Source organism: Variovorax sp. KBS0712, from assembly GCF_006323185.2.
GTDB lineage: Bacteria > Pseudomonadota > Gammaproteobacteria > Burkholderiales > Burkholderiaceae_C > Variovorax > Variovorax boronicumulans.
Window position 1 is genome coordinate 2,838,564 of sequence record NZ_VCCD02000001.1, and the last position, 22,604, is coordinate 2,861,167.

The 22,604-nt window shown below is 67.0% G+C and carries 11 protein-coding genes; all 11 read left to right on the forward strand.

Annotation, left to right across the window (positions count from 1 at the left end; translation table 11 throughout):
* The first annotated feature begins 2 nt into the window (after window positions 1-2).
* The 11 genes from FFI97_RS13180 to FFI97_RS13235 all read left to right on the forward strand — a co-directional run bounded on the left by FFI97_RS13180 (window position 3) and on the right by FFI97_RS13235 (window position 22,582).
* Window positions 3-836 (forward strand): DUF6502 family protein, encoded by an 834-nt coding sequence (locus FFI97_RS13180; protein WP_139703591.1) that lies wholly within the window; start codon window positions 3-5, stop codon window positions 834-836.
* Complete coding sequence (locus FFI97_RS13185) at window positions 833-2,179, forward strand: DUF5666 domain-containing protein (protein WP_139703588.1); 1,347 nt, start codon at window positions 833-835, stop codon at window positions 2,177-2,179. The genes FFI97_RS13180 and FFI97_RS13185 overlap by 4 nt, the downstream gene beginning before the upstream one ends.
* A gap of 396 nt (window positions 2,180-2,575) precedes the next feature.
* On the forward strand, window positions 2,576-3,046 hold the full coding sequence (locus FFI97_RS13190; RefSeq protein ID WP_083259040.1) for a hypothetical protein: 471 nt from the start codon (window positions 2,576-2,578) through the stop codon (window positions 3,044-3,046).
* Between the two features lie 373 nt (window positions 3,047-3,419).
* Window positions 3,420-5,102, forward strand: a complete 1,683-nt coding sequence (locus tag FFI97_RS13195) for a sensor histidine kinase (RefSeq protein ID WP_139703587.1) — start codon at window positions 3,420-3,422, stop codon at window positions 5,100-5,102.
* 37 nt (window positions 5,103-5,139) lie between these two features.
* Window positions 5,140-5,826: a response regulator gene (locus FFI97_RS13200; protein WP_095950012.1), complete on the forward strand. Its 687-nt coding sequence runs from the start codon at window positions 5,140-5,142 to the stop codon at window positions 5,824-5,826.
* Window positions 5,827-6,685: 859 nt separating this feature from the next.
* A complete protein-coding gene (locus FFI97_RS13210) occupies window positions 6,686-7,459 on the forward strand; it encodes a LuxR C-terminal-related transcriptional regulator (protein ID WP_139703584.1) in 774 nt (257 codons plus the stop codon).
* Window positions 7,460-7,472: 13 nt separating this feature from the next.
* The gene (locus FFI97_RS13215; RefSeq protein WP_139703583.1) at window positions 7,473-7,919 is read left to right on the forward strand and encodes a hypothetical protein; all 447 of its coding nucleotides are present in this window, start codon (window positions 7,473-7,475) and stop codon (window positions 7,917-7,919) included.
* A 496-nt stretch (window positions 7,920-8,415) separates the two neighbouring features.
* The gene (locus FFI97_RS13220) at window positions 8,416-19,140 is read left to right on the forward strand and encodes a peroxidase family protein (protein ID WP_144004449.1); all 10,725 of its coding nucleotides are present in this window, start codon (window positions 8,416-8,418) and stop codon (window positions 19,138-19,140) included.
* Window positions 19,141-19,182: 42 nt separating this feature from the next.
* Window positions 19,183-19,494, forward strand: a complete 312-nt coding sequence (locus FFI97_RS13225; protein ID WP_139703581.1) for a hypothetical protein — start codon at window positions 19,183-19,185, stop codon at window positions 19,492-19,494.
* A gap of 31 nt (window positions 19,495-19,525) precedes the next feature.
* Entirely contained in the window at window positions 19,526-21,208 is a 1,683-nt protein-coding gene (locus FFI97_RS13230; RefSeq protein ID WP_139703580.1) for a type I secretion system permease/ATPase, read from the forward strand.
* A 36-nt stretch (window positions 21,209-21,244) separates the two neighbouring features.
* On the forward strand, window positions 21,245-22,582 hold the full coding sequence (locus tag FFI97_RS13235; RefSeq protein WP_070059823.1) for an HlyD family type I secretion periplasmic adaptor subunit: 1,338 nt from the start codon (window positions 21,245-21,247) through the stop codon (window positions 22,580-22,582).
* Window positions 22,583-22,604: the final 22 nt, after the last annotated feature.

Consider the following 22,604-nt stretch of genomic DNA (forward strand, 5'->3'; position numbering starts at 1 on the left):
TCATGGAACAACGGCTGGAATGGGCCCTGGCGGCCTGCTCACGCATCCTTCGACCCGTGGTGAAGCTCGCCCTCGCGATGGGGGTCAAGCACCCCCACCTGGAGGAGTTGCTGCGTGACCTGCTGATCGAGGAGGCGCAGCACTCCTGGCGCAGCCAGGGCGTTCCCAAGCCCAACCTGAGCCAGTTGTCGGTCACCACCGGCCTGAACCGCAAGGCCGTGACCGCCAAGGTCCGCTCCACCGTCGACCCCCTGCCCCACACCGAACTGTCGGCCGCGGCCAAGACCTTCACGCTGTGGCTGCAGATGCTGACCGAAGACGCTTCGTTCCGGCGCCTGCCCGTCACGTCGGGCCACACGGCGCCCTCGTTCGAAGCGGTCGCCCGCCTGAGCAGCCGCGGCAACGTCCACCACCGCACCATCCTCGACGAGCTGATCCGGTTGAACATGGTGACCGAAAACGAGGGCATGGCCGAACTCACCGCCGACGGTTTCGTGCCCGTGCAGGACCTGCAATCGATGCTGGCCTTCCTGGGCGACAACGGCCGGGACCACCTGCTGGCGGCCGTCGCCAACACGCTGGGCGAACAGCCCCGCATGCTCGAGCGCGCGGTGTACGCGCGCGGGCTGTCGCTGAACGATTGCGAACAAATCCACCGCCTGGTGCGCGACCGCTGGTCCGCCCTGCACCACGAGCTCGCGCAGGAAATGGCACAGGCGGTCAGCCGCGCGCCGGCTCGCGCCAATGGACGAATCCGTGTCGGCATCTACACGTACTACGAGGACGAGGGCACGCCGCCCCCGCCCGCGTCCTCTGAAAGCGAGCGCCCCTCATGAGCACGATGAAAACACCCCGCCGCCTCCTGCTGGGCTTGCTTTGCGCCGGCCTCACGGTCCTGTTGATGTCCTGCGGAGGCGGCGGTGGTGCCTCGACCGGGAACCTGGGCCTGGGCACCGGCACTGCGATCGGCGGCGACAGCCCCGGCGGCGCGGGCACGGGCACAGGCGGGGATGGGACCGGGTCCGGCTCGGGCAACGCCGGCACGGGCGGCTCCGGCGACACCGCCAGCAACGGCAACACCGACGGCTCCGGTGTCGGCTCGGGCGGCACCGGCGTGACCGCGGACGCCGCCGGCATCGGCGCCGCGGACGGCCTGGGCAGCATCATCCTGAACGGCCTGCGCTACACCACGGACACGGCCACCATCACCGTCGAGGACGCCACCGAACTCCAGATCGGCATGAGCGCGCGGGTCGCCGGCAAGGTCGACCCCGACTTCACCCGCGGCATCGCGACGCAGGTCGTGTCGGCGGCCGAACTGCGCGGCGCCGTCTCGCGCATCGACGTGGGCGCCGGCAGCTTCGTGGTGATGGGCATCAACGTGACCATCGATGCGGCCACGGTCTGGGCCGACGCGAACGGGCTTGCCAATGTGGCCGACGGCAGCCTCGTCCAGGTGTGGGGCCTGCCCGGCGCGCCGGGCACGCTGCGCGCCACCCGCGTGCTGACCGCACCCACGCTGACCGCCCCGCTGGTGACGGGCGCCATCCAGGGCCTCAACACGACGAACCAGACCTTCACGCTCGGCCAGCTCACGGTCAGCTATGGCGGCGCCAGCTTCGCGGGCATCGACGCTTCGTCGCTGGCCAACGGCGTCATCGTGCGCGCCCGCGGCACGGCCGCGCCGGTCGGCAACGCGTTCACGGCGACCCAGGTGCAGGGGTGGTACGCGATACCGACGAGCAACGGCATCGCACTGCAACTGGCGGGGGACATCACCGATTTCGTCTCGCGCGGCGCCTTCAAGGTGCTGGGCACGCCGGTGGACGCCACCAACGCGCAGATCACGGGCGGCCCCGTCGGTTCGCTCGGCAACGGCGTGAAGGTCGAGGTCGACGGCTTCATGTCCGGCGGGGTGCTGGTCGTCAAGAAACTGCGCATCCGCCATGTGCCGGGCACGGGCGGGCCGGCCTCGTTCACGCTCATCGGCGCCATCGGCGGCTACGTGTCCCCTGCCAGTTTCAGGGTCCAGGGCCAGCCGGTGGACGCCAGCGGACCGGGTACCACGTTCGAGAACGGCACCGCCGCGAACCTGGCCAACGGCCAACGCGTGGCCGTCGTGGGAGACCGGGTGGTCGACGGCGTCCTCATCGCCCAACGGGTGACGTTCAACCCGTGACCTGAAGCGGCGGCCCGCCGCCCCGCCGCCCCGCCGCCCGGCCGCATCGCCCGCCCTTCCGGCGGCAGGCGACGCCGGGCTTTCGCACTTCTCCAGTCCGGTTCGACACCGCCGCAGCGCGGCGGGCGTCGGCCTGCGTGCACGCGGGCCAGATAACACCTTCGGCCATCTATCTCCAAATTCATGGCGAAAGTACGAAAAAGGGACTAAAGTGAAAAAATCACATTTATTACATTGGTGGCTTCCGTGTCTGTTCCCGCGAGTTCAGTGCGACCGTTGCTCCCCGTTGGCATCGCAGGCCCACGCCTGACGGATGCCTCCCTGTGCGGGGCTGCGCATCGGGTGCCTGTTCGCCGTCGGGCCAGCCGGCACCGCTGACACTGCGAGGAGCACCGCATGCCGCTCGTCCTTCTTCTTCGCCTCATGAACAAGCGTTTTCCGGTCATGCTCACGGCGGACGCGGACATCCGGCATGCCTCGGTGCTGGTCGCCACCGGACTCATCGAAGCCGAGTTCCACGTCGACAACTTCGGCTACCAGCGGTACGAAAGCGCCCAGGTCTTCGCCATCACGGAGGAAGGGCACGCGGAGATCGCCACGCTTTGCGGCAACGGCGCCTCGGTGCATGAAGAACGCCCCCAATGGAGCGTCATGCCGCTCGATTACCTGCGCAGGATCGGCAACTCGACCTTTCCCCTGCACACCGAGGACCCGTCGGAGATCAACTCCGTGGCGGTCCTGGAAGCCGCCGGCATGGTGGAGGCCACCCTCCCCCCGATCTGCCGCGCCCGGCAGAAGCTGCGCCAGGCCACCGTCCTGCGCGTCACGCCCCTGGGACGGACGGCGCTGGTGCCACGGCGGGGCTGAATCCGGCTCCGGATCGCACGGCGTGCCCGTCCTGGCACGCCGGGGATCGGTGCGTCCGGCGCGTACGAACACCGCCCCTCGCGCCCCCTTGCCCTGAACCTCCATGAACCGGGTACCCGTTTGCGATGCGGCGCTCCCCGCCCGAAAGGAAGCCCCTCGTACGGCGATGAAAAAAGCCTGCCCACCCCACAAATGCAACCATGTGAAACAGTCGTCACAGATCACCCACGAGTTTCCCTTCGAGTACCAAAGCAGTAATGTGAAACCTTCACATACACCACGTCATTTGCAAGAAGAAATGAACGCCAGGCTGTTACCACCGAACTTCGGCCTCTGCCGTGCATGAAACAGTTCATGCGAAGGATGTCCTGCCATGCGCGCCCCCGTCTCCGCCCCGAGCCTCGACAGCAGCCTGTCGACGGATGCGCTCATGGCCGCCCGCATGCGGCTGGTGCTGTCGATCTCGGCGGTGCTGGCCATGGCGGTCGATGCGGGGCCTGCCCGGCAACCGGTGGCCAGCGCGGTCTGGCTGGCTTTTTGCGGATACCTCCTGCACAGCGTGCTGGTGCATGCCTGCACGCAGGGCGGCTGGCGCCATGTCCAGGGCAAGGCGGTCCACTGGTCTGACGTGATGTGGTTCACGCTGATCGTCTTCGTGACGGGCGGCGTGCACAGCCTGTTCTTCCTGTTCTATTTCTTCGCCATCCTGACCTCCTCGTTCCGCTGGGGCTTCGAGGAAGGCGCCCGCGTGACGATCGTCTCGGTCGCGTCGTTCGCCGCCTGCGGGCTCGGCACCAGCACGGGCGACGACGCGCCGCAGCTGCTGATGCGCACCACCTTCCTGCTGGCGCTGGGGCACATGATCGTGCACTGGGGCGGCTCCAAGCTCACGCTGCAGCGGCGCCTGGCCCTCTTGGGCGACATCAGCCAGCTGTCGAACCCGCGCTTCGGCGCGGGCCGCACCATCGCCCGCACGATGGAAAAGACGCTGGCCTTCTTCAAGGCCAGCCACTGCATCCTCATGACGCGGGACACCGCCACCGGCAACTGGACCCTGCGCACGCTGCGCAAGGACGACACCTGCGAGCACGTCGGTGTCGAGACGCTCGGGGGCATCGCCGAGTCGCCGCTGATGGCGCTCGAACATCCGCACACCGTGCTGAGCAACCGCCTGCCCTGGCCGCTGAACCACTTCTTTGCGCGCAGCCACATGCACGGCCCCGGCACGATCGGCTGGCGCCCCGAGGGCCGCGACGGCGCCAAGCGCAGTGCCGCCGTGGCCGCCATGCTCGAGGCCCGCGCGTTCATCAGCGCCGCACTGCCGCTGCGCCTGGGCGAGGGGCGCGTGTTCATCTCCTCGCGCAACGGCCACTTCAGCAAGTCCGATGCGCTGTTCCTCGCGCACCTCATGGAACAGATCTTCCCGGTCATCGAGACCATCGAGGTGCTCGACCGCATGGCCTCGGAAGCGGCCGCGACCGAGCGCCTGAAGATCTCGCTGGACCTGCACGACACCGCCGTGCAGCCCTACATCGGGTTGCGCATGGGCCTGTGCGCCCTGCGCAAGAAGGCCGCCGCGGACAACCCGCTGCTCGAGGACCTGGACAAGCTCGCCGAGGTGGCGAGCGGCGTGATCGCCGACCTGCGGCGCTTCGCGGGCGCGGTCAAGGCCGGCCCGGAAAGTTCGTGCGGCCTCGTGCTGCACCAGCTGTACAGCCAGGCCGCCCGCATCCAGGGGCTCTACGGCATCGAGATTTCGGTGAACGTCGAAGGCCACGTGCGCCTTGACGACCGCATGACCGCGGAGGTCCTGCAGATGGTGGGCGAAGGCCTGAACAACATCTGCAAGCACACGCAGGCCCGCCGCGGCAGCGTGCGCATCGGCTGCCGCAATGGCTGCCTGCACCTGCGCATCGAGAACGAAGGCGACGAAGAGAACTTCGCGCCCTTCCGGCCACGCTCCCTCAGCGACCGCGCAGCGGCGCTCGGAGGCCGCGCGCAGGTCAGCCGGTGCCGGGGCGGCGGCACCGAGGTGCTGATCGAAATCCCCATCTGAGCCCCCAAAAGCACGACAACAGTCCGAGGAGCCCCTCATGCAAACCGAAGCCCATCCCATCGGCGTCCTGCTGGTGGACGATCACCAGACCATGCTGTGGGGCCTGTCCCGGCTGATCGACGGCGAACAGCCGCGCATGAAGGTCGTCGCCACCGCCAGCTGCTGCGAAGAAGCCGTGGCGCACACGCAGAGCCTGGCTCCCGACGTCATCGTGCTCGACCTCGACCTGGACGGCCATTGCGCCCTGGACATCCTGCCGCAGCTGCTGTCGAACGAGGTCTCGCGCGTCGTCGTGCTGACCGGCGAACGCGAGCAGCGCACGCTGGACCTCGCGGTGCTGCGCGGCGCGCGCGGCGTGATGCGCAAGGACGCCTCGGCCGAGCAGGTGCTCGATGCGATCGAACGCGTGCACCACGGCGAGCTCTGCGTCGACGCCCCGACCATGGGCCGCGTGCTCTCGGAGCTCACCTCGGTGAAGAAGCCGCCGAAAGCCGACCCCGAGTCCGTCAGGCAGGCCAGCCTGACCCAGAAGGAGCGCGACATCGTCCGCACCGTGGTGCACGGCAGCGGCGCCTCCAACAAGACGCTGGCCGGGCAGGCCTTCGTCACCGAGCACACGCTGCGCAACCACCTCACGTCGATCTACCAGAAGCTCGGCGTGACGAACCGGCTCGAGCTGTACATCTACGCCGTCAAGCACCACCTCGACGCGATGGCGCACTGACAGCGCCCTGCCCGCCCCGTCCTTCGGGGCGCCCACTGCGGGCCGCTCAGCGTCGGCATGCCCCTCCGGGACCCGCCATTTCCCCGCTTTTCCGATCACCGCCTGCTGCGATCAGCTGACGTGCGGGAGCGCACCGCACTGGCAGAGGAGGAAAAAGATTCGGCACCGTATTTCGTGCCACCTCAAAGAAATTTAATTTCAATTGAATTGAAAAACATGATCAAGCGAGAGAATAAATTCCAAAAAATAAAAATCAAATAGCAGACAGCCTGGTTAATAGAAGATTTCATTCAATTCAAATATCATCGGAATTTCAATAATCGAATTATTTCCTCGGTTTCAATTGGTTTTTTGACTATTTTATTTCACCAAACACCAAATACCCAGTCAGAAATGAATTTCATATTTGATTAATTTCATTCTTTTCGAAATTTCCCCGCATAAATAAACCCATTCCACTTTTCAACCAGCATTGCTCACTTGGCGAACAATGCGTCGTTTTTCACGATCAGCCTCAAAAACATAGAAATTAGGTATATCGAACGTCATGGTTCAGGTAGTTCCATTTTGAAACACTCATGTCTTTCCACAAACAGGAGCAAAAGACCCGCGCAACCGTCCCGTCAAGTTCATAGGATTGCGCAAGCCTCGGGCTGAATTGAATTTCAATTAAAACTCACAGAAAACATTCAATTCCGCACTTGCCTTTCATTTTTCTATTGAAAATGTATGAAACCCCAACCTGCTTTGCCGCCGATGGGGAAAGTGGCCCCGGAGCGCTCGACGGACGACCTTTGCGTCTCCCCGCCCACGCTCGCAACGACCGGCCTGCGTCGCTCACGCCAACCGGGGCAGGCACATGCTTGATCACAGGCTCATCAGCTCTGGCGAGAAGGCCTCCGTCGGCGTCTGCGCGCCCGCCGCGAGGCTGTGGCCGGACTTCCTGATCGGCCAGGAGAAATCGCCGGTGCGCGTGCTGCTCGTCGACGACGACGAGTACATGCGCCGGGTGATCGCCCAGGAGCTGCTGTCGGACCTGCGCATCCAGCTCGAAGGCCAGGCCGACAGCGTTCGCGAGGGACGCCGGCTGCTGGCCACGCACACCTTCGACGTGCTGATGCTCGAGCTGCAGTTGGGCGACGAGATGGGCTTCGAGCTGATCACCGAGGCACGCCGCCTGCACCGCAGCAGCGAGGTCATCGTGATCTCCTCGCTCGAGGACGACGCCCACGTGCTGCGCGCCTTCGAACTGGGTGCCATGGGGTACCTCCTGAAGAACGCCTGGTTGCAAAGCTTTGCCGATGCCGTGCTGCACGTGGTGAACGGCGGGGCCGCAATCACGCCCCGACTCACGCGGCGCCTGCTGCACCGCCTGGACTACCACCCCCGCGAGCCGGTCGCCGACAAGGCGCCGTCGCCGCCGAGGCCGCCGTCGCGCGACATGACACTGACGCCGCGAGAGAGCGAGGTCCTGCGTTGCGTGGCCTCGGGTTACGTCTCCGCGGAGATCGGCGCCAAGCTCGGCATCACGGGCCAGACAGTCAACGTGCACATCAAGAGCATCTACAAGAAGCTGCATGTGCATTCGCGCGCCCAGGCGGTGAACTTCGCCGTTCACACGGGCCTGATCTGAACGGCAGCGACCCATGACCCCGATCGATTGCCCCTTCGCCGCCGGATCGCGCCCTCGCCGCGCGCTCGACAAGCGGCCCTTCGTCCAGGCCATGCTTGTCGCGGCCTGGGCCACGCAGGTCATGTGCGCCGACCTGGCGATCGCGACGGAATCGACGTCGGCCGCCGTTGCGGCGCACGAGAACCCGGATGGCGGCGTTGCGGACGGCGAAGTCGCAAACGAAGCGGCCGTGGCGACGGCCTCTCCCGACAATCCGGCGGCCACAACAGGTGATCCTGATCGTCCCGGCTCCGCCGTCTACAGCCCCTTCGCGAGCCCGCCACACGGCAATGAACGCCCTCCCGCTTTCGCTGCGGCGTCCCAAAAAAGCAATGGTGGCCATGCGGAAATGGCGCTGATCGCCCTGATTTCGGCCGGTGTCGCCGCGGTCGCTGTTTTTTTTTGGCTCTGGCGCGCTTAGTCAGGTTCTCGTCAGTTAATTTGTATGTGAGAAAGTTGCATTCCTGAAGATGGCCTCTCATAATTAGCACCTTCGTTTTCGAAGACAACCAATCGACCACCGGTTGCCGTCCGCTTACAAGCGGCAACGACTTTCGGCGCGCCGACCTAGATTCTTTTTGACAGGATCCATGGTGGGGGTATCGCATGAACAAGTGTCGAATCAAGGTCCGCATGAAATGCGGGCTTCATCTCCATGCCGGCATCGCGCCTGACCGGCATCGCGCAATGGATATTCGCTGCACCGCCCCGCTGCGGTGCCTGAGCGGCCGACGACAACCCTAGCCGCTCTCCAGGCGTGACCGCCACCGGGTCACGCGCTGCATCACTTCCTCGAAAACCCCGCGGCTGGCAATTCCAGGCGCGCGGTCACTCCTGAGCCACGCTACATGAGCCTTTTCGCCATGTAGGCGGGATCGGGGCTGCATTGAAAGTCGTTCGTCTTGAGGAGAATAGAAATGGCCACGCTGATCAGGTCCGATCTCGAATTCATTCTTCAACAAATTCTCATTGCGGAAGCACAAGCAGCGGGAGCGGACCCCGCCAGCCTGGTCCCGAACGCCTTTGCGCCCTTCGGCCTCAGGACGGTCGACGGGTCGTACAACAACCTGATGCCGGGCCAGAGCGAGTTCGGTGCCGCAGACAACCCGTTTCCGCAGCTGGTGCCTCAGACCTACAGCAACGAGCAGGACGACGCCTTCGCAGGGATCACCAACACGGACTACGGCAGCGCCGGGAACGTGGTCGATGCCGACCCGCGGCTGATCAGCAACCTGGTCGCCGACATGACCAGCAACAACCCCGCGGCGGTGAGCGCCTTCGTGGCCGCGGGCCTCGGAACGCTCGACGCAGCCGGCGTCCTGTACGACCTCCAGGGCGTCGTCATTCCCCCCGGCACGCTGCTGGAGATTCCGAACGCCACGCCCGACGAAGGCCTCTCGGCGCCCTTCAATTCATGGTTCACCTTCTTCGGCCAGTTCTTCGACCACGGCCTCGACCTGGTCAACAAGAGCAGCACCGAGATGATCTTCATGCCGCTGCAGCCGGACGACCCCTTGTTCGATACGACCCCCGGCGCCCCCAATTTCATGATCCTGTCGCGCGCCACGCGCGATGCGAACGGCGACCAGACCAACCAGACCACGCCCTTCGTCGACCAGAACCAGACCTACACCTCGCATCCCTCGCACCAGGTGTTCCTGCGCGAGTACGTGCTCGACGCCAACGGCCGTCCGGTGGCCACGGGCAGCCTGCTCGATGGCGCCGACGGCGGCCTTGCCAACTGGGCCCAGGTCAAGGCGCAGGCGCTGATGCTCGGCATCCAGCTCGACGACGCCGACGTGCTGGACCTGCCCCTGCTGGCGACGGACCAGTTCGGCAAGTTCATCCCCGATCCCGTGACCGGCTTCGCGCAGATCGTGCTGCGCGCCGCCGACGTCGGCGGGCCGCTGGACCCGGACGGCAACGGGCTCGCCTCGGGCACGCCTGGCGCGCCCATCGATGCCAGCGTGGGCGTTCGCACCGGCCATGCTTTCCTGAACGACATCGCGCATGCCGCGGCGCCCGTGTTCGTGGGCGGCGTGCTGGCGCCCGACAGCGACTCGGCCGTCGGCCTCTCGGAACCCGGCACCTATGACAACGAGCTGCTGGACCGCCACTTCATCACCGGCGACGGCCGCGGCAACGAGAACATCGCCCTGACCTCCGTCCACCACGTCTTCCACTCCGAGCACAACCGGCAGGCCGAAGAGATCAAGGCCACCGTCCTGGCCACCGGCGACGCTGCGTTCATCGCCTCATGGCAGCTGCCCGACGGCTCATGGAACGGCGAGCGCATCTTCCAGGCCGCGCGCTTCGCGACGGAGATGCAATACCAGCACCTGGTGTTCGAAGAGTTCGCGCGCAAGATGCAGCCGGCCGTCGACGAGTTCCTGGCCGAAACCAACTACCAGACGACGATCAACCCGGCGATCGTCGCCGAGTTCGCACACGCGGTCTTCCGCGTCGGCCACACGATGCTGACCGAGACCGTGGACCGGCTGGACCCCAATTTCCTGTCGAGCGATCTCGCGCTGGTCGATGCCTTCCTCAACCCGATCGGGTTCAACAACGACGGCGCACTGACGCCGGAGCAGGCGGCCGGCGCCATCGTGCGCGGCATGACCCGGCAGGTGGGCAACGAGATCGACGAGTTCGTCACCGACGCGGTGCGCAACCAGCTCCTGGGCCTGCCGCTGGACCTCGCCGCCATCAACATCGCACGCGGCCGAGACACCGGCATTCCCACGCTCAACGAAGCGCGCCGGGAGTTCTACACCTCGACCGCGGACCCGCAGCTCAAGCCCTATACGAGCTGGGTCGACCTCACGCAGCATCTCAAGCACGAGGCCTCCGTCATCAACTTCATTGCGGCGTACGGCACGCATGGCGCGCTGACCGCCGCGGACGTCGACACGATGGCCGAGAAGCGGGCCGTGGCGGCCGCACTCGTCTTCGGCGGCACCGTGGTTCTCAACGCCGGCACGGCCGCGGAGCGCAGCTTCGTTGCAGACGAAGCAGACAGGCTCGCCTTCCTGAACAGCACGGGCATCTACGCGATGGTCGGCGGCGTCACCACCACGGGCGTGGACGACATCGACCTGTGGATCGGCGGCCTGGCCGAAGAGCAGATGCCCTTCGGCGGCCTGCTGGGTTCGACCTTCAACTTCGTCTTCGAGTCGCAGATGGAGGCGCTGCAGAACGGCGACCGCTTCTACTACCTCTCCCGTCTGGCCGGCCTCAACTTCCTCACCGAACTGGAGAACAACACCTTCGCCAAGCTGGTGATGCTCAACACCGACGCCACGCACCTGCCGGCCGACATCTTCTCGACCCCAGGCCTGATCCTCGAGGTCGACCCGCTGCGCCAGTTCACCGGCATCGGCGTGGACGGCCACGGCGACCCGACCGAGGGCGGCACCGAACTCACCCCGCTGGTGATCCGTGACGATCCCACGACCGCGGCCGTGGAGACCACCTACCTGCGCTACACGGGCGACGAACACGTCGTGCTCGGCGGCACCGCCGGCAACGACACCCTGATCGCCAGCATCGGCGACGACACCATCTACGGCGACGGCGGCAACGACCGCATCGAGTCCGGCGACGGCAACGACCAGGTCGAGGGCGGCGCGGGCGACGACATCATCACGGACCGCGGCGGCGACGACGTGCTCAAGGGCAACGAGGGCAACGACGTCATCCACGGCGGCAACGGCGCGAACCTCATCATCGGCGGGGACGGCAGCGACTTCATCATCACCGGCGAGGACGTTTCCGAGGTCTTTGCCGGCCAGGGCAACGACTTCGTCCTGGGCAGCAAGGGCAACCTGCCGACATTCGGCAACGAGGGCCACGACTGGATCGAGCTGGGAACCCAGGACGGCACCACGGGCGACAGCTTCGACCCGCTCGTGCAAGACAGCGTCATCGGCAACGACGTCCTGATCTCCGGCGGCGGTTTCGACGAACTGATCGGCGAAGGTGGCGACGACATCTTCACCGGCTCCGACGGCGAAGACCACTTCGACGGCGGCTCCGGCTTCGACTGGGCCAGCTACAAGTTCGACAAGTACGGCGTGACCGCCGACATGATCGTCAACGACTTCGTGGTGCCCCCGGTGGTCAACTCGAACGCCGCGATGATGGACCGCTTCGCCTTCACCGAAGGCCTGTCGGGATCGGCTTTCGCCGACTTCCTGCGCGGCGACGACGCCGACGCCGTCGAGATCCTGCAGGCCGGCTGGACCGGCAGCGTGCTCACCAACATCGCGCTGATCGACGGCCTGCAAGGCCTGCTGCCCGCTGGCATGACCTCGTTCGGCGAGGGCAACATCATCCTGGGCGGCGACGGCAGCGACCCCATCGAGGGCCGCGGCGGCAACGACATCATCGACGGCGACGCCTGGCTCAACGTGCGCATCGCCGTCTCGGGCGTGCCCGGCCTCACCAGCGTCGACAGCTTGAAGGAGCTGGTGCCGCGCATGCTCTCGGGCGAGATCAACCCGGGCCAGCTCAGCATCGTGCGCGAGATCCTGATGTCCGACAGCGCCGACTACGACACCGCGATGTTCTCCGGGCTGCGCGCCAACTACACCGTCACCACCGGCGCCGACGGCCGCACCACCGTCACCGACAACGTCGGCACCGACGGCACCGACATCCTGCGCAACATCGAGCGGCTGCAGTTCTCCGACGCCGTCCAGCTGCTGTCCGGCAGCAACAACGCACCTGGCGGCTCGGTCACGATCAGCGACGACACGCCGCAGATCAACCAGCTCCTGAGCGTGTCGGCCGCCCTCACCGATGCGGACAACCCTGGCGGCACCGTCACCGGGCCGATCAGCTACACGTGGCAGTACGAGGCCGACCCGACGCGCGCGCCGGGCGTGTTCCGCGACATCATCGACCTGGGCGGCGGCCAGCCCGCCACGGTGAACGGCACGACCTTCCGGGTCACCGCGCCCTTCGACGGCCTGGCCATCCGGGTGCGGGCCGTCTACCGCGATGCCGACGGCGTGCTGGAAACCGTGTACTCCGCGCCCACCGCGGCGGTCACCGGCGTGGCGGCCGTCGTGCCGCCGGCGCCGGCGCCGTCCTCCGCGCTGGTCGACAGCGCGGGCGTGCGCTTCCTGCAGTCCGACCTGCAGTTCATCCTGGAGCAGATCAAGATCTCGGAGCGGCATGCGAGCGGCGAGGCACTGAACGACATCCTGGACAACCCGCGCGCACCGCTGGGCCTGCGCACGGTGGACGGCTCCTACAACAACCTGGTGCAGGGCCAGTCCGGCTTCGGCGCCGCGGACCAGGTGTTCCCGCGTCTGGTCGATCCGGTGTTCCGCAACGACCAGGACGGTGACAGCATCAACCTCGGCCCGGGAGGCACGCTCACCAACACGGACTACGGCCCCAGCGGCAATGTGGTGGACGCCGACCCGCGCATCATCAGCAACCTGATCGTCGACATGACGAGCAACAACCCGGCGGCGGTGAGCGCGTTCGTCGACGCGGGCCTGGGCACGCTGGTGGACGGTGTCCTGTACGACCTGGACGGCGTGGCGATTCCCGCCGGCACCCTGCTGGTCATTCCGAACACCGCGCCGGACGAAGGCCTGTCGGCGCCGTTCAACGCCTTCATGACCTTCTTCGGCCAGTTCTTCGACCACGGCCTGGACCTCGTGGCCAAGGGCGGCAACGGCACCATCTTCGTCCCGCTGCAGCCCGACGATCCGCTCTATGTGCCGGGCAGCAACAGCAACTTCCTGGTGCTGACGCGCGCCACCCAGGTTGCCGGCCCCGGCGCCGACGGCGTCATGGGCACCGCGGACGACACCACGCACGAGGCCACGAACCTCACGACGCCTTTCATCGACCAGAACCAGACCTACACGTCGCACCCGTCGCACCAGGTCTTCCTGCGCGCCTATGAGCTCAATGCCGAAGGCAAGCCGGTCGCCACCGGGCGGCTGATCACCAACCGCGACCTCGGTGCCGACGGCCTCTTCGGCACGGCCGACGACATCGAGCTGGGCGGCATGGCCACCTGGGCGGTGGTCAAGGCGCAGGCGCGCGACCTGCTGGGCATCGCGCTGGACAATGCCGACGCGCTCAACCTGCCGCTGCTGGCGGCCGACGAGTACGGCAACTTCATTCCCGACCCGGTGACCGGCTTCGCGCAGATCGTGCTGCAGGCCGGCGGCACGCTGGCCTCGGGCTCGCCGGGCGCGCCGATCGATGCAAGCCTGGCCGTGCGCACGGGCCACGTGTTCCTGGCCGACATCGCCCACACCGCCAACCCGGTGAACAGCCAGGGCGTCGCGCTGACGGCCGATGCCGACGACCAGATCGGCGGCACACCGGCCGCGGGCTTCTACGACGACGAACTGCTCGACGCGCACTACATCGCCGGCGACGGCCGGGTGAACGAAAACATCGCGCTGACCAGCATTCACCATGTGTTCCACGCCGAGCACAACCGGCTGGTCGAACACACCAAGGCGGTGATCATGGCGTCGGGCGACGCGGCCTTCATTGCCGAATGGCACCTGCCCGATGGCTCGTGGGACGGCGAGCGCCTGTTCCAGGCGGCCCGCTTCGGCACCGAGATGCAGTACCAGCACCTGGTGTTCGAGGAGTTCGCGCGCAAGGTGCAGCCGCAGATCGACATCTTCTTTGCCGCCACCCAGGTCTACGACACCGAGATCGATCCATCGATCGTCGCCGAGTTCGCCCACACGGTGTACCGCTTCGGCCACTCGATGCTGACGGAGACGGTGGACCGCTTCGACGCCGACTTCAACGTGATCGGCGGCACGGCCGACCCCACCCAGCAGCTCGGGCTGATCGAGGCCTTCCTCAATCCGCTCGCGTTCGCAGCCAGCGGCATCACGGCGGATGAAGCGGCCGGCGCGCTCGCGCGCGGCCTCACGCGGCAACAGGGCAACGAGATCGACGAGTTCGTGACTGAGGCCCTGCGCAACAACCTGCTCGGCCTGCCGCTCGACCTGGCGACGATCAACATCGTGCGCGGGCGCGACACCGGCGTGCCGACACTCAACGCCGCGCGGCGCGACTTCTACAGCGTGACCGGTGACAGCCAGCTCAAGCCCTACGCGAACTGGGTCGACTTCATGCAGCACATCAAGCATGAGGCCTCGGTGGTCAACTTCATTGCGGCCTACGGCGTGCACGCCAGCCTGGCCGCCGCCGACACCCTGATCGAGAAGCGCGCGGCCGCGGTGGCACTGGTCTACGGCGGCATCGGTGCGCCGGAGGACCGGCTCGACTTCCTGTACGGACGCAATGCCTACGCCGACGAGGCCGGCATCACGACCACCGGCGTCGACGACATCGACCTGTGGATCGGCGGCCTGGCCGAAAAGCAGATGCCGTTCGGCGGCCTGCTGGGCTCGACCTTCAATTTCGTGTTCGAGGAGCAGATGGAGAAGCTGCAGGACGGCGACCGCTTCTACTACCTGGAGCGCACGCAGGGCCTGAACTTCCTCACCGAGCTGGAGAACAACTCCTTCGCCCGGCTGGTGATGGCCAACACCGATGTCGAGCACCTGCCTGGCGACATCTTCACGACGCCGGGGTTCACGCTGGAGGTGGACCCGTCCCGGCAGTTCACGGGCCTGGGGCTCGACGGGCGCGACGATCCGACGGCCGAGGGAAGCCTGACGCCACTGGTGCTGCGCAACAACCCCGGCACCGAAGCGGCCGATCCGAACTACCTGCAGTACAGCGGCGAGGACCACGTCGTTCTGGGCGGTACCGCAGGCAACGACACCATCATTTCCAGCATCGGCGACGACACGCTCTGGGGCGACGCCGGCAATGACCGGCTCGAAGGCGGGGACGGCAACGACTTCGTCTTCGGCGGGGCCGGCGACGACATCATGACGGACCTGGGTGGCGACGACAACATGCAGGGCGGCGACGGCAACGACGCCATCCACGGCGGCAACGGCATCAACCTGATCCTGGGTGGCCACGGCAACGACTTCATCGTCACCGGTGAAGACCCGTCCGAGGCGTTCGGCGGCACGGGCAACGACTTCATCCTCGGCGCCCGCGGCAACGAGTTCGTGTTCGGCAACGAAGGCGACGACTGGATCGAGAAAGGCATGGCCGACGGCAGCGCCGGCGAGAACTTCGACGCCTTCGCCCGCGACCAGGTGGTGGGCCACGACGTCTTCATCGGCAACTCGATCTCCGACCGGATGGACGGCGAAGGCGGCGACGACATCATGTTCGGCAACGGTGGGCAGGTGGACCGCTACGAAGGCGGCTCCGGCTTCGACTGGGCCGGGTTCAAGGACGACGCCTTCGGCGTCACGGCCGACCTGTTCCTTCGTGCCTTCGACGAAACGCCCGTGCCGATCTCGAACGCGACCGTGCTGGCGCGGTTCACTTCGGTCGAGGGCATGTCGGGCTCGGCGCATGCCGACGTCCTGCGCGGCGACGACAACGATGCGGCCGCGATGGCGCTGTCGGGCACCACGGGCAGCGTGCTGACCCACATCGAACTCATCGACGGCCTGCAGGAGCTCCTGGACCAGGTGCTCGGTGTCGGCATGGAGATGGACGGGCCGGTGACTTCGTTCGCCGGCAACATCATCCTGGGCGGCGGCGGCAGCGACCTGCTGGAGGGCCGCGGCGGCAACGACATCATCGACGGCGATGCCTGGCTGAACGTGCGCATCAGCGTGCGGGAGAACGCCGACGGAACGGGCGCCGAGATCGCGAGCTATGACACCATGACCGACCTCGAGCTGCAGGGGCGCGTCTTCGACGGCACCTACAACCCGGGTCAACTCACCATTGCCCGCGAGATCCTGATGTCGGATGCGCCGGACTTCGACACGGCCGTCTTCTCGGACGTCTTCGGCAACTACGAGATCACCTTCCTCGAAAACGATGTCTGGCGCATCAGCCATGTCGTGGACGGCGTGGCCGGCGCCGACGGCATCGACGTGGTGCGCAACATCGAGCGCCTGCAGTTCTCCGATGGCGCGGCGTTCATTGCGGAAGAAGGTTTCAACTTCGATCCGGAAGGACTGCTGACGATCAGCGACACCACGCCGGCCGTCGGCCAGCTGCTCACCGCATCGGCACTGGGCGTGACCGATCCTGACAATGTCAGCGGCACCAACCCCGACGGAGCGATCACCGGGCCCATTGCCTACTTCTGGCAGGCCGAGGTTCGCCCCGGCATCTTCGAAGACATCCTGATCGAGAACGCCGGCGGTGAAGTCGCGCGGGCCACCGGGGCCACCTATGCGCCGCGGGTCTTCGAGCTCGGCCTCGCGCTGCGCGTGCGGGCGGTCTACAAGGACGCCAACGACGTGCTGGAAAACGTGTACTCCGCCGCGACCGGCCCGGTTGGCGCCGGCAATACCGCGGCGACCGGCCAGCCCACCATCAGCGACACCACACCGACCGAAGGCCAGCTCCTGACGGCCTCGACCCTCGGCATCACCGACGCCGATGGCCTGGCGGGCTCGGTCTTCAGCTTCCAATGGGAGCAAGCCGTCAACACGGGTGTCGGCGGCGGCGCGGGCGGGTTCACGGCGATCGCGGGAGCGACCCAGCAGACCTTCACGCCGGGCGCCGGCCAGGTCAATCGCGAACTGCGCCTGACGGTGAGCTTCACGGACAACGGCGGCACGCTCGAGACGCTGAGCTCCGCCACGACCGTGGTGACGGGCGACAACATCCCCGCCAATAACGCGGCCCAGGTTCTCACTGGTACCGAAGGCCAGGACGTGATCTTCGGCGGCGGTGGCGCAGACGCGATCAACGGCCTCGGCCAGGACGACATCATCGATGGCGGAACGGGTGCCGACAGCATCGCCGCCGGCGCGGGCGACGACACCATCAACTACACCATCGGAGGCGGCACCGACACCGTCGACGGCGGCACAGGGCTGGACACCCTGAACGTCATCGGAACGGCCGCGGCCGATGCGCTGGCAGTCAGCTACGACGGCACGTCGCTCACGGCAGTCGCCGGCGGCACGGTGAGCAACGTCGAATCCGTCACGGCCAATTTGCAGGCCGGTGTCGACACCCTGACCTACACCAGCACGGCGGCCGTCACGGTGAACCTGTCGGCGGGAACTGCCTCGGGCTTCACGTCGATCGCCGGCATCGAGAACGTGACGACCGGCGCCGGTGCCGACACGCTCACGGGCAATGCCCTGGCCAACACCCTCAACGGCGGCGGCGGCAACGACACCTTCATCGCGACGCTGAACGATGGCAACGACAGCTATGTCGGCAGCGGCGGCACCGATACCCTGGACCTGTCCGCGATCACCGCGGGGGTGACGGTCACCGTCACGACCGCAACGGGCGCCCAGACCGGCACCGACGCGCTCTCCTCGATCGAGAACTTCATCGGCAGCCAGGGTGACGACAACATCAACGTCAATGGCGGCGTGAACGTGATCGACGGCCAGGGCGGCAACGACACCATCAACGCCGGAGGCGGAAACGACGTCGTGACCGGCGGCGCCGGCAACGACACGCTCACCGGCGGCGCGGGCAACGACACGCTCACCGGCAACGAGGGGGACGACACCTTCCACTACGTCGTTGGCGATGGCGCGGACGCCATCGATGGCGGAGCCGGCACCAACGACAGGCTGAGCATCAACGGCACGGCGCTGGGCCAGACGCTCGCGGTCGTCCTGGCAGGAACGGCGATCACGGCCGTTGCGGGCGGCAGCGTCGCCAATGTCGAGGCGGTCACGGCCGATCTGCAGGGCGGCGTCGATACCCTGAGCTATGGCGCCACGACCACGGCCGTCACGGTGAATCTGGGCGCCGGGACGGCGACGGGCTTCGAATCGGTGGCGAACATCGAGAACGCGACCGGCGGTGCCGGCAACGATTCGATGACCGGCAGCGCCGGTGCCAACACGCTGAACGGCGGCGGCGGCAACGACACCTTCTTCGCGGCCGCCGGCGACGGCAGCGACAGCTATGTCGGTGGAGCGGGCGTCGACACCTACGACCTGTCCGCCACCACGGCGGGAGCGACGGTCCTCGCCAATCTCGCGATCAGCGCGCAGATCGGCATCGACACGCTGAACACGGTCGAGAACATCATCGGCAGTCAGGGCAACGACGTCATCGTCGTCAACGGCGGCGCGAACTTCATCGACGGCCAGGGCGGCAACGACACCATCAACGCCGGCGGCGGCGACGACGTCGTGCTGGGTGGCGCCGGCAATGACACCCTCAACGGCGAAGCGGGCAACGACACCCTCACGGGCGGCCTGGGCAGCGACACGGTGAACGGCGGTGTTGGCGACGACACCATCGTCGCCACGGCGGGTGATGGCAACGACACCATGGACGGCGGGGCGGGCAACGACATCTTCGTGTTCGTGACGGGATTCGGCAGCGACACGATCAACGGTTTCGACGCCAGTCCGAACGGGGCCAACGCACAGGACCGGCTCGACATCTCCGGGCTCGGGATCAACGCGGGCAACTTTGCCGCCAACGTGACCATCACCGATCTGGGTGCCGACACGCTGATCGAGTTCGACGGCCTGGACAGCGTCCTGCTGGTGGGGGTGAACGGTGTCGGGGCGAACACCATCACGCAGGCCGATTTCCTGCTGTCGGCATGAGGCGCGGCTGACGTTTCAATGACATCGATCACGGAGAAAGACATGGACGAGCAAAACACCTCACCCCCGGAACAGAAAGCGCGTTCGGTCTCCGACCCGCGCGAGGTTGCGGCACTGATCATGTCGCGCATCGGCATGGTCAACGCCAAGAAGGACGAGTTGACCATCGCCATCAAGGCGCTCAGCGACGCGACCCAGCAGCTCTCTCGCGCCTATTCGGCGCAGATGCTGACCATCGACAGGCTCGTGCGACGCGTGAAGCTGCTGGAAGCAGCGGCCGCGGGCACGGCGCGCGGCATGAACGGCAACGGGGCGCAGACCCCGGCCGCCGCGCAGGACCAGCGCGCGGACTGAGCGCCGGCCGGCGAAACCGAAGGAGAAGCACATGAAACCCCTGTGGACGGAACTGCGACCGCTGCTGGGCTACATCGCGGCGTTCTCCTTCTTCATCAACCTGTTGTTCCTGGTTCCCGCGTTCTTCACCCTGCAGGTGTTCGATCGCGTCATCTCGACCAGCAGCCATGAAACGCTGCTGGTGCTGCTCGCCGGGACGGGCGTGGCGCTGTTCATCCTGCTGCTGCTGGACTACCTGCGAACCCGGCTGCAGAACGTGGTGGGCATCATGGTGGACGAGCGACTCTCCCCACCGGTGGTGAACGCCATCGTGGAGCGCGCCGCACGCGCCCCGAGCGGCGTGAGGACAGAAGGAATCCGCGACGTGGCCGCGCTTCGCGCCGTGTTTTCCGCCAATGGCCTGATCGCGGTGTTCGATGCGCCCTGGGTGTTCGTGTACGTGTTCGTGATCTGGATGTTCCACCCCGCGCTCGGCGTGGGCGCTGCGTTCTCCGCCCTCCTCATGCTCGGCCTGGCCTGGCTCAACGACCGCATCAGCCGCCGGTCGCTCGAAACCCTGCAGAACGAAGGGCGACGCGCCGCGCAATACGTCGAGAGTTCCTTGCGCAACGCCGAAGTGCTGCAGGCCCTGGGAATGACACAGCGCCTGCTGGTGCGCTGGCGGGCGCTCCAGGACCAGATCGCGACCATGCAGACCAGCGCCAGCCGCAGCACCGTGGCGTTCACCGCCGGGACCAAGGCCGCGCGCCAGGCCATCCAGATTCTCATGCTGGCCCTGGGCGCGTACCTGGTGCTGAGCCAGCAGGCTTCCGCCGGCGTGATGATCGCCACCAGCATCCTGCTGGGCCGCGCGGTGCAGCCGGTGGAGCAGCTCGTGGGCAGCTGGCGCACGCTGATCGAGGCGCGGGCGGCCTACGGGCGCCTGCTGGAACTGTCGAAGGACTTCGAGCGCACCGAGCCGCATGTCGCCATGCCGCGCCCCGAAGGACGCCTGAGCGCGGAGAACATCTCGTACCGCGCGGCCGGCTCGGACACCCTGGTGCTCTCGAACATCGTCTTCGCGCTGGCGCCCGGCGAGGCCCTGGCCATCGTCGGCCCGAGCGCGGCCGGCAAGTCGACCCTCGCGCGCGTGCTCACGGGCGTGTGGCGCCCCAGCAGCGGCAAGGTCCGCCTGGACGGTGCCGACGTGTCGTACTGGCCGCGCGAAGAGCTGGGCCCCTACATCGGCTACGTGCCCCAGGACGTCGAGCTCTTCGACGGCAGCGTGGCGGACAACATCGCGCGCCTGGACAAGGTGGACTCCGAAGCGGTGGTTGCCGCCGCCGTGCGCGCCAATGCGCACGACATGATCCTGACCCTCCCGAAGGGCTACGACACGCCGGTGGGCGAACACGGCTCGCGGTTGTCTCCGGGCCAGCGCCAGCGCATCGCGCTCGCCCGTGCGCTGTACGGCAACCCGCAGCTGGTGATCCTGGACGAGCCGAACTCCAACCTCGACGGCGCGGGAGAAGTCGCACTCGCCCAGGCGATGAGCGGCCTGCGCCAGGCGGGCGTGACCTCGGTCGTCGTCACCCACCGCCCGTCGCTGATCGCCCACGTCGACAAGATCCTGGTGCTCGCCGCGGGCCGCATCCAGCAGTTCGGCCCGGCGAGCGAGGTGATGCGCGACATGCAGCGCCAGGCCCAGGCCATCGTGGACCAGAAGGCCGCCTGAGCGCCGCGCCGCCGTTGCGAACAAGGACCCCGCACCATGAGCACCGCCACACTCCCGATGCCTCCCGTTGCCGCCCCACGCAGCAGCCGGGAACATGCACGACGCCTCGCGCGAAGCGGATGCTGGGTCATCCTCGGCGCGATCCTGCCCCTGGGCCTGTGGATGGGCCTCGCCCCGCTCTCGATGGCGGTGGTGGCCCCCGCGTTCGTCAAGGTGGACCTCAACCGCCGTCCGGTGCAGCACCTGGAAGGCGGCACCGTGCGGGAAGTCATGGTGCGCGACGGCCAGCATGTGAACGCCGGCGATCCGATCCTGGTCCTGGGCGACGTGCGCGTGGACGCCGACCGCAACCGCCTGAGCTATCGCGTCCATCTGGAGCGTGCCATGCTGGTGCGCCTGGAGGCCGAGCAGTCCGTCGCCAAGACGCTCGCCTTCCCCGAAGACCTGCTGCGCGCGGCCCGGCAGGACGATCGCATCGGCCAGGCCCTGCTCAAGGAGACGGCGCTGTTCCAGGCCCAGCGCCATTCGCTGGACAGCGCGGCCTCGCTCATGAGAACGCAGCGCGATCGCGTGCAGCAGGAAATCGTCGCCGTGCACGCGCAGATCGCGCAGGCGCAGAACTCGCTCGTCCTGCAGCGCCAGGACCTGGAAGCCAACCGCGGCCTGATCCAGGAAGGCTTCATTTCGTCGAGCCGGATCTCCCAGCTCGAATCGGTGGTGATGGAGTACGCGGCCAAGCTCGAAGAGCGGCGCACGGAACTGGCGCGCGCCGCCCAGCGCCTGGTGGAGATCGACCTGAAGATCCAGTCGATCCGCAACGACTACGTGAAGGCCGCCAGCGACCAGCTCAAGGCCACCACGCAGCGCCTGGGCGAGATCGAGCAGGAGCAGCGCAAGTCGAACGACGCGGCGCAGCGGCAGGTCGTCGTGGCCCCGGCCAGCGGCGAAGTGATCGACCTGAAGTTCACCTCGCCCGGCGCGGTGGTCGGGCCCGGAGAAGCGATCGCGGACATCGTGCCCAGCGACGCTCAGCTGATGATCGAGGCGCGCATCCGTCCGGAAGACATCAGCAACGTGCACCTCAACCAGCGCGCGCGGGTGAAGTTCACCGCCTTCAAGTACCGCAACACCTCGATGGTCACGGGCAAGGTGACCTATGTCGCCGGCGACCGGTTGATCGAGCGCCAGACCAACCTGCCCTACTACAGCGTGATGATCCTGGCCGACGCCGAGTCGCTCAGGGCCATCGGCGACTTCAAGCTCCAGGCGGGCATGCCCGCCGAGGTCTACATCGCGGGCGTCTCGCAGACCGCGCTGCAGTACGTCATCGAGCCCATCACCTCCACCATCCGCCGATCGGGACGGCAGATGTAGCGGGGCTGTTCTCTGTCAACGA

Excerpts from the sequence above, each read along its gene's own strand:
- FFI97_RS13200 (WP_095950012.1), top strand. The coding sequence starts at position 5,140 with ATGCAAACCGAAGCCCATCCCATCGGCGTCCTGCTGGTGGACGATCAC.
- FFI97_RS13195 (WP_139703587.1), top strand. The coding sequence starts at position 3,420 with ATGCGCGCCCCCGTCTCCGCCCCGAGCCTCGACAGCAGCCTGTCGACG.
- FFI97_RS13230 (WP_139703580.1), top strand. The coding sequence starts at position 19,526 with ATGAAACCCCTGTGGACGGAACTGCGACCGCTGCTGGGCTACATCGCG.
- FFI97_RS13185 (WP_139703588.1), top strand. The coding sequence starts at position 833 with ATGAGCACGATGAAAACACCCCGCCGCCTCCTGCTGGGCTTGCTTTGC.
- FFI97_RS13220 (WP_144004449.1), top strand. The coding sequence starts at position 8,416 with ATGGCCACGCTGATCAGGTCCGATCTCGAATTCATTCTTCAACAAATT.
- FFI97_RS13190 (WP_083259040.1), top strand. The coding sequence starts at position 2,576 with ATGCCGCTCGTCCTTCTTCTTCGCCTCATGAACAAGCGTTTTCCGGTC.
- FFI97_RS13210 (WP_139703584.1), top strand. The coding sequence starts at position 6,686 with ATGCTTGATCACAGGCTCATCAGCTCTGGCGAGAAGGCCTCCGTCGGC.
- FFI97_RS13225 (WP_139703581.1), top strand. The coding sequence starts at position 19,183 with ATGGACGAGCAAAACACCTCACCCCCGGAACAGAAAGCGCGTTCGGTC.
- FFI97_RS13180 (WP_139703591.1), top strand. The coding sequence starts at position 3 with ATGGAACAACGGCTGGAATGGGCCCTGGCGGCCTGCTCACGCATCCTT.
- FFI97_RS13235 (WP_070059823.1), top strand. The coding sequence starts at position 21,245 with ATGAGCACCGCCACACTCCCGATGCCTCCCGTTGCCGCCCCACGCAGC.
- FFI97_RS13215 (WP_139703583.1), top strand. The coding sequence starts at position 7,473 with ATGACCCCGATCGATTGCCCCTTCGCCGCCGGATCGCGCCCTCGCCGC.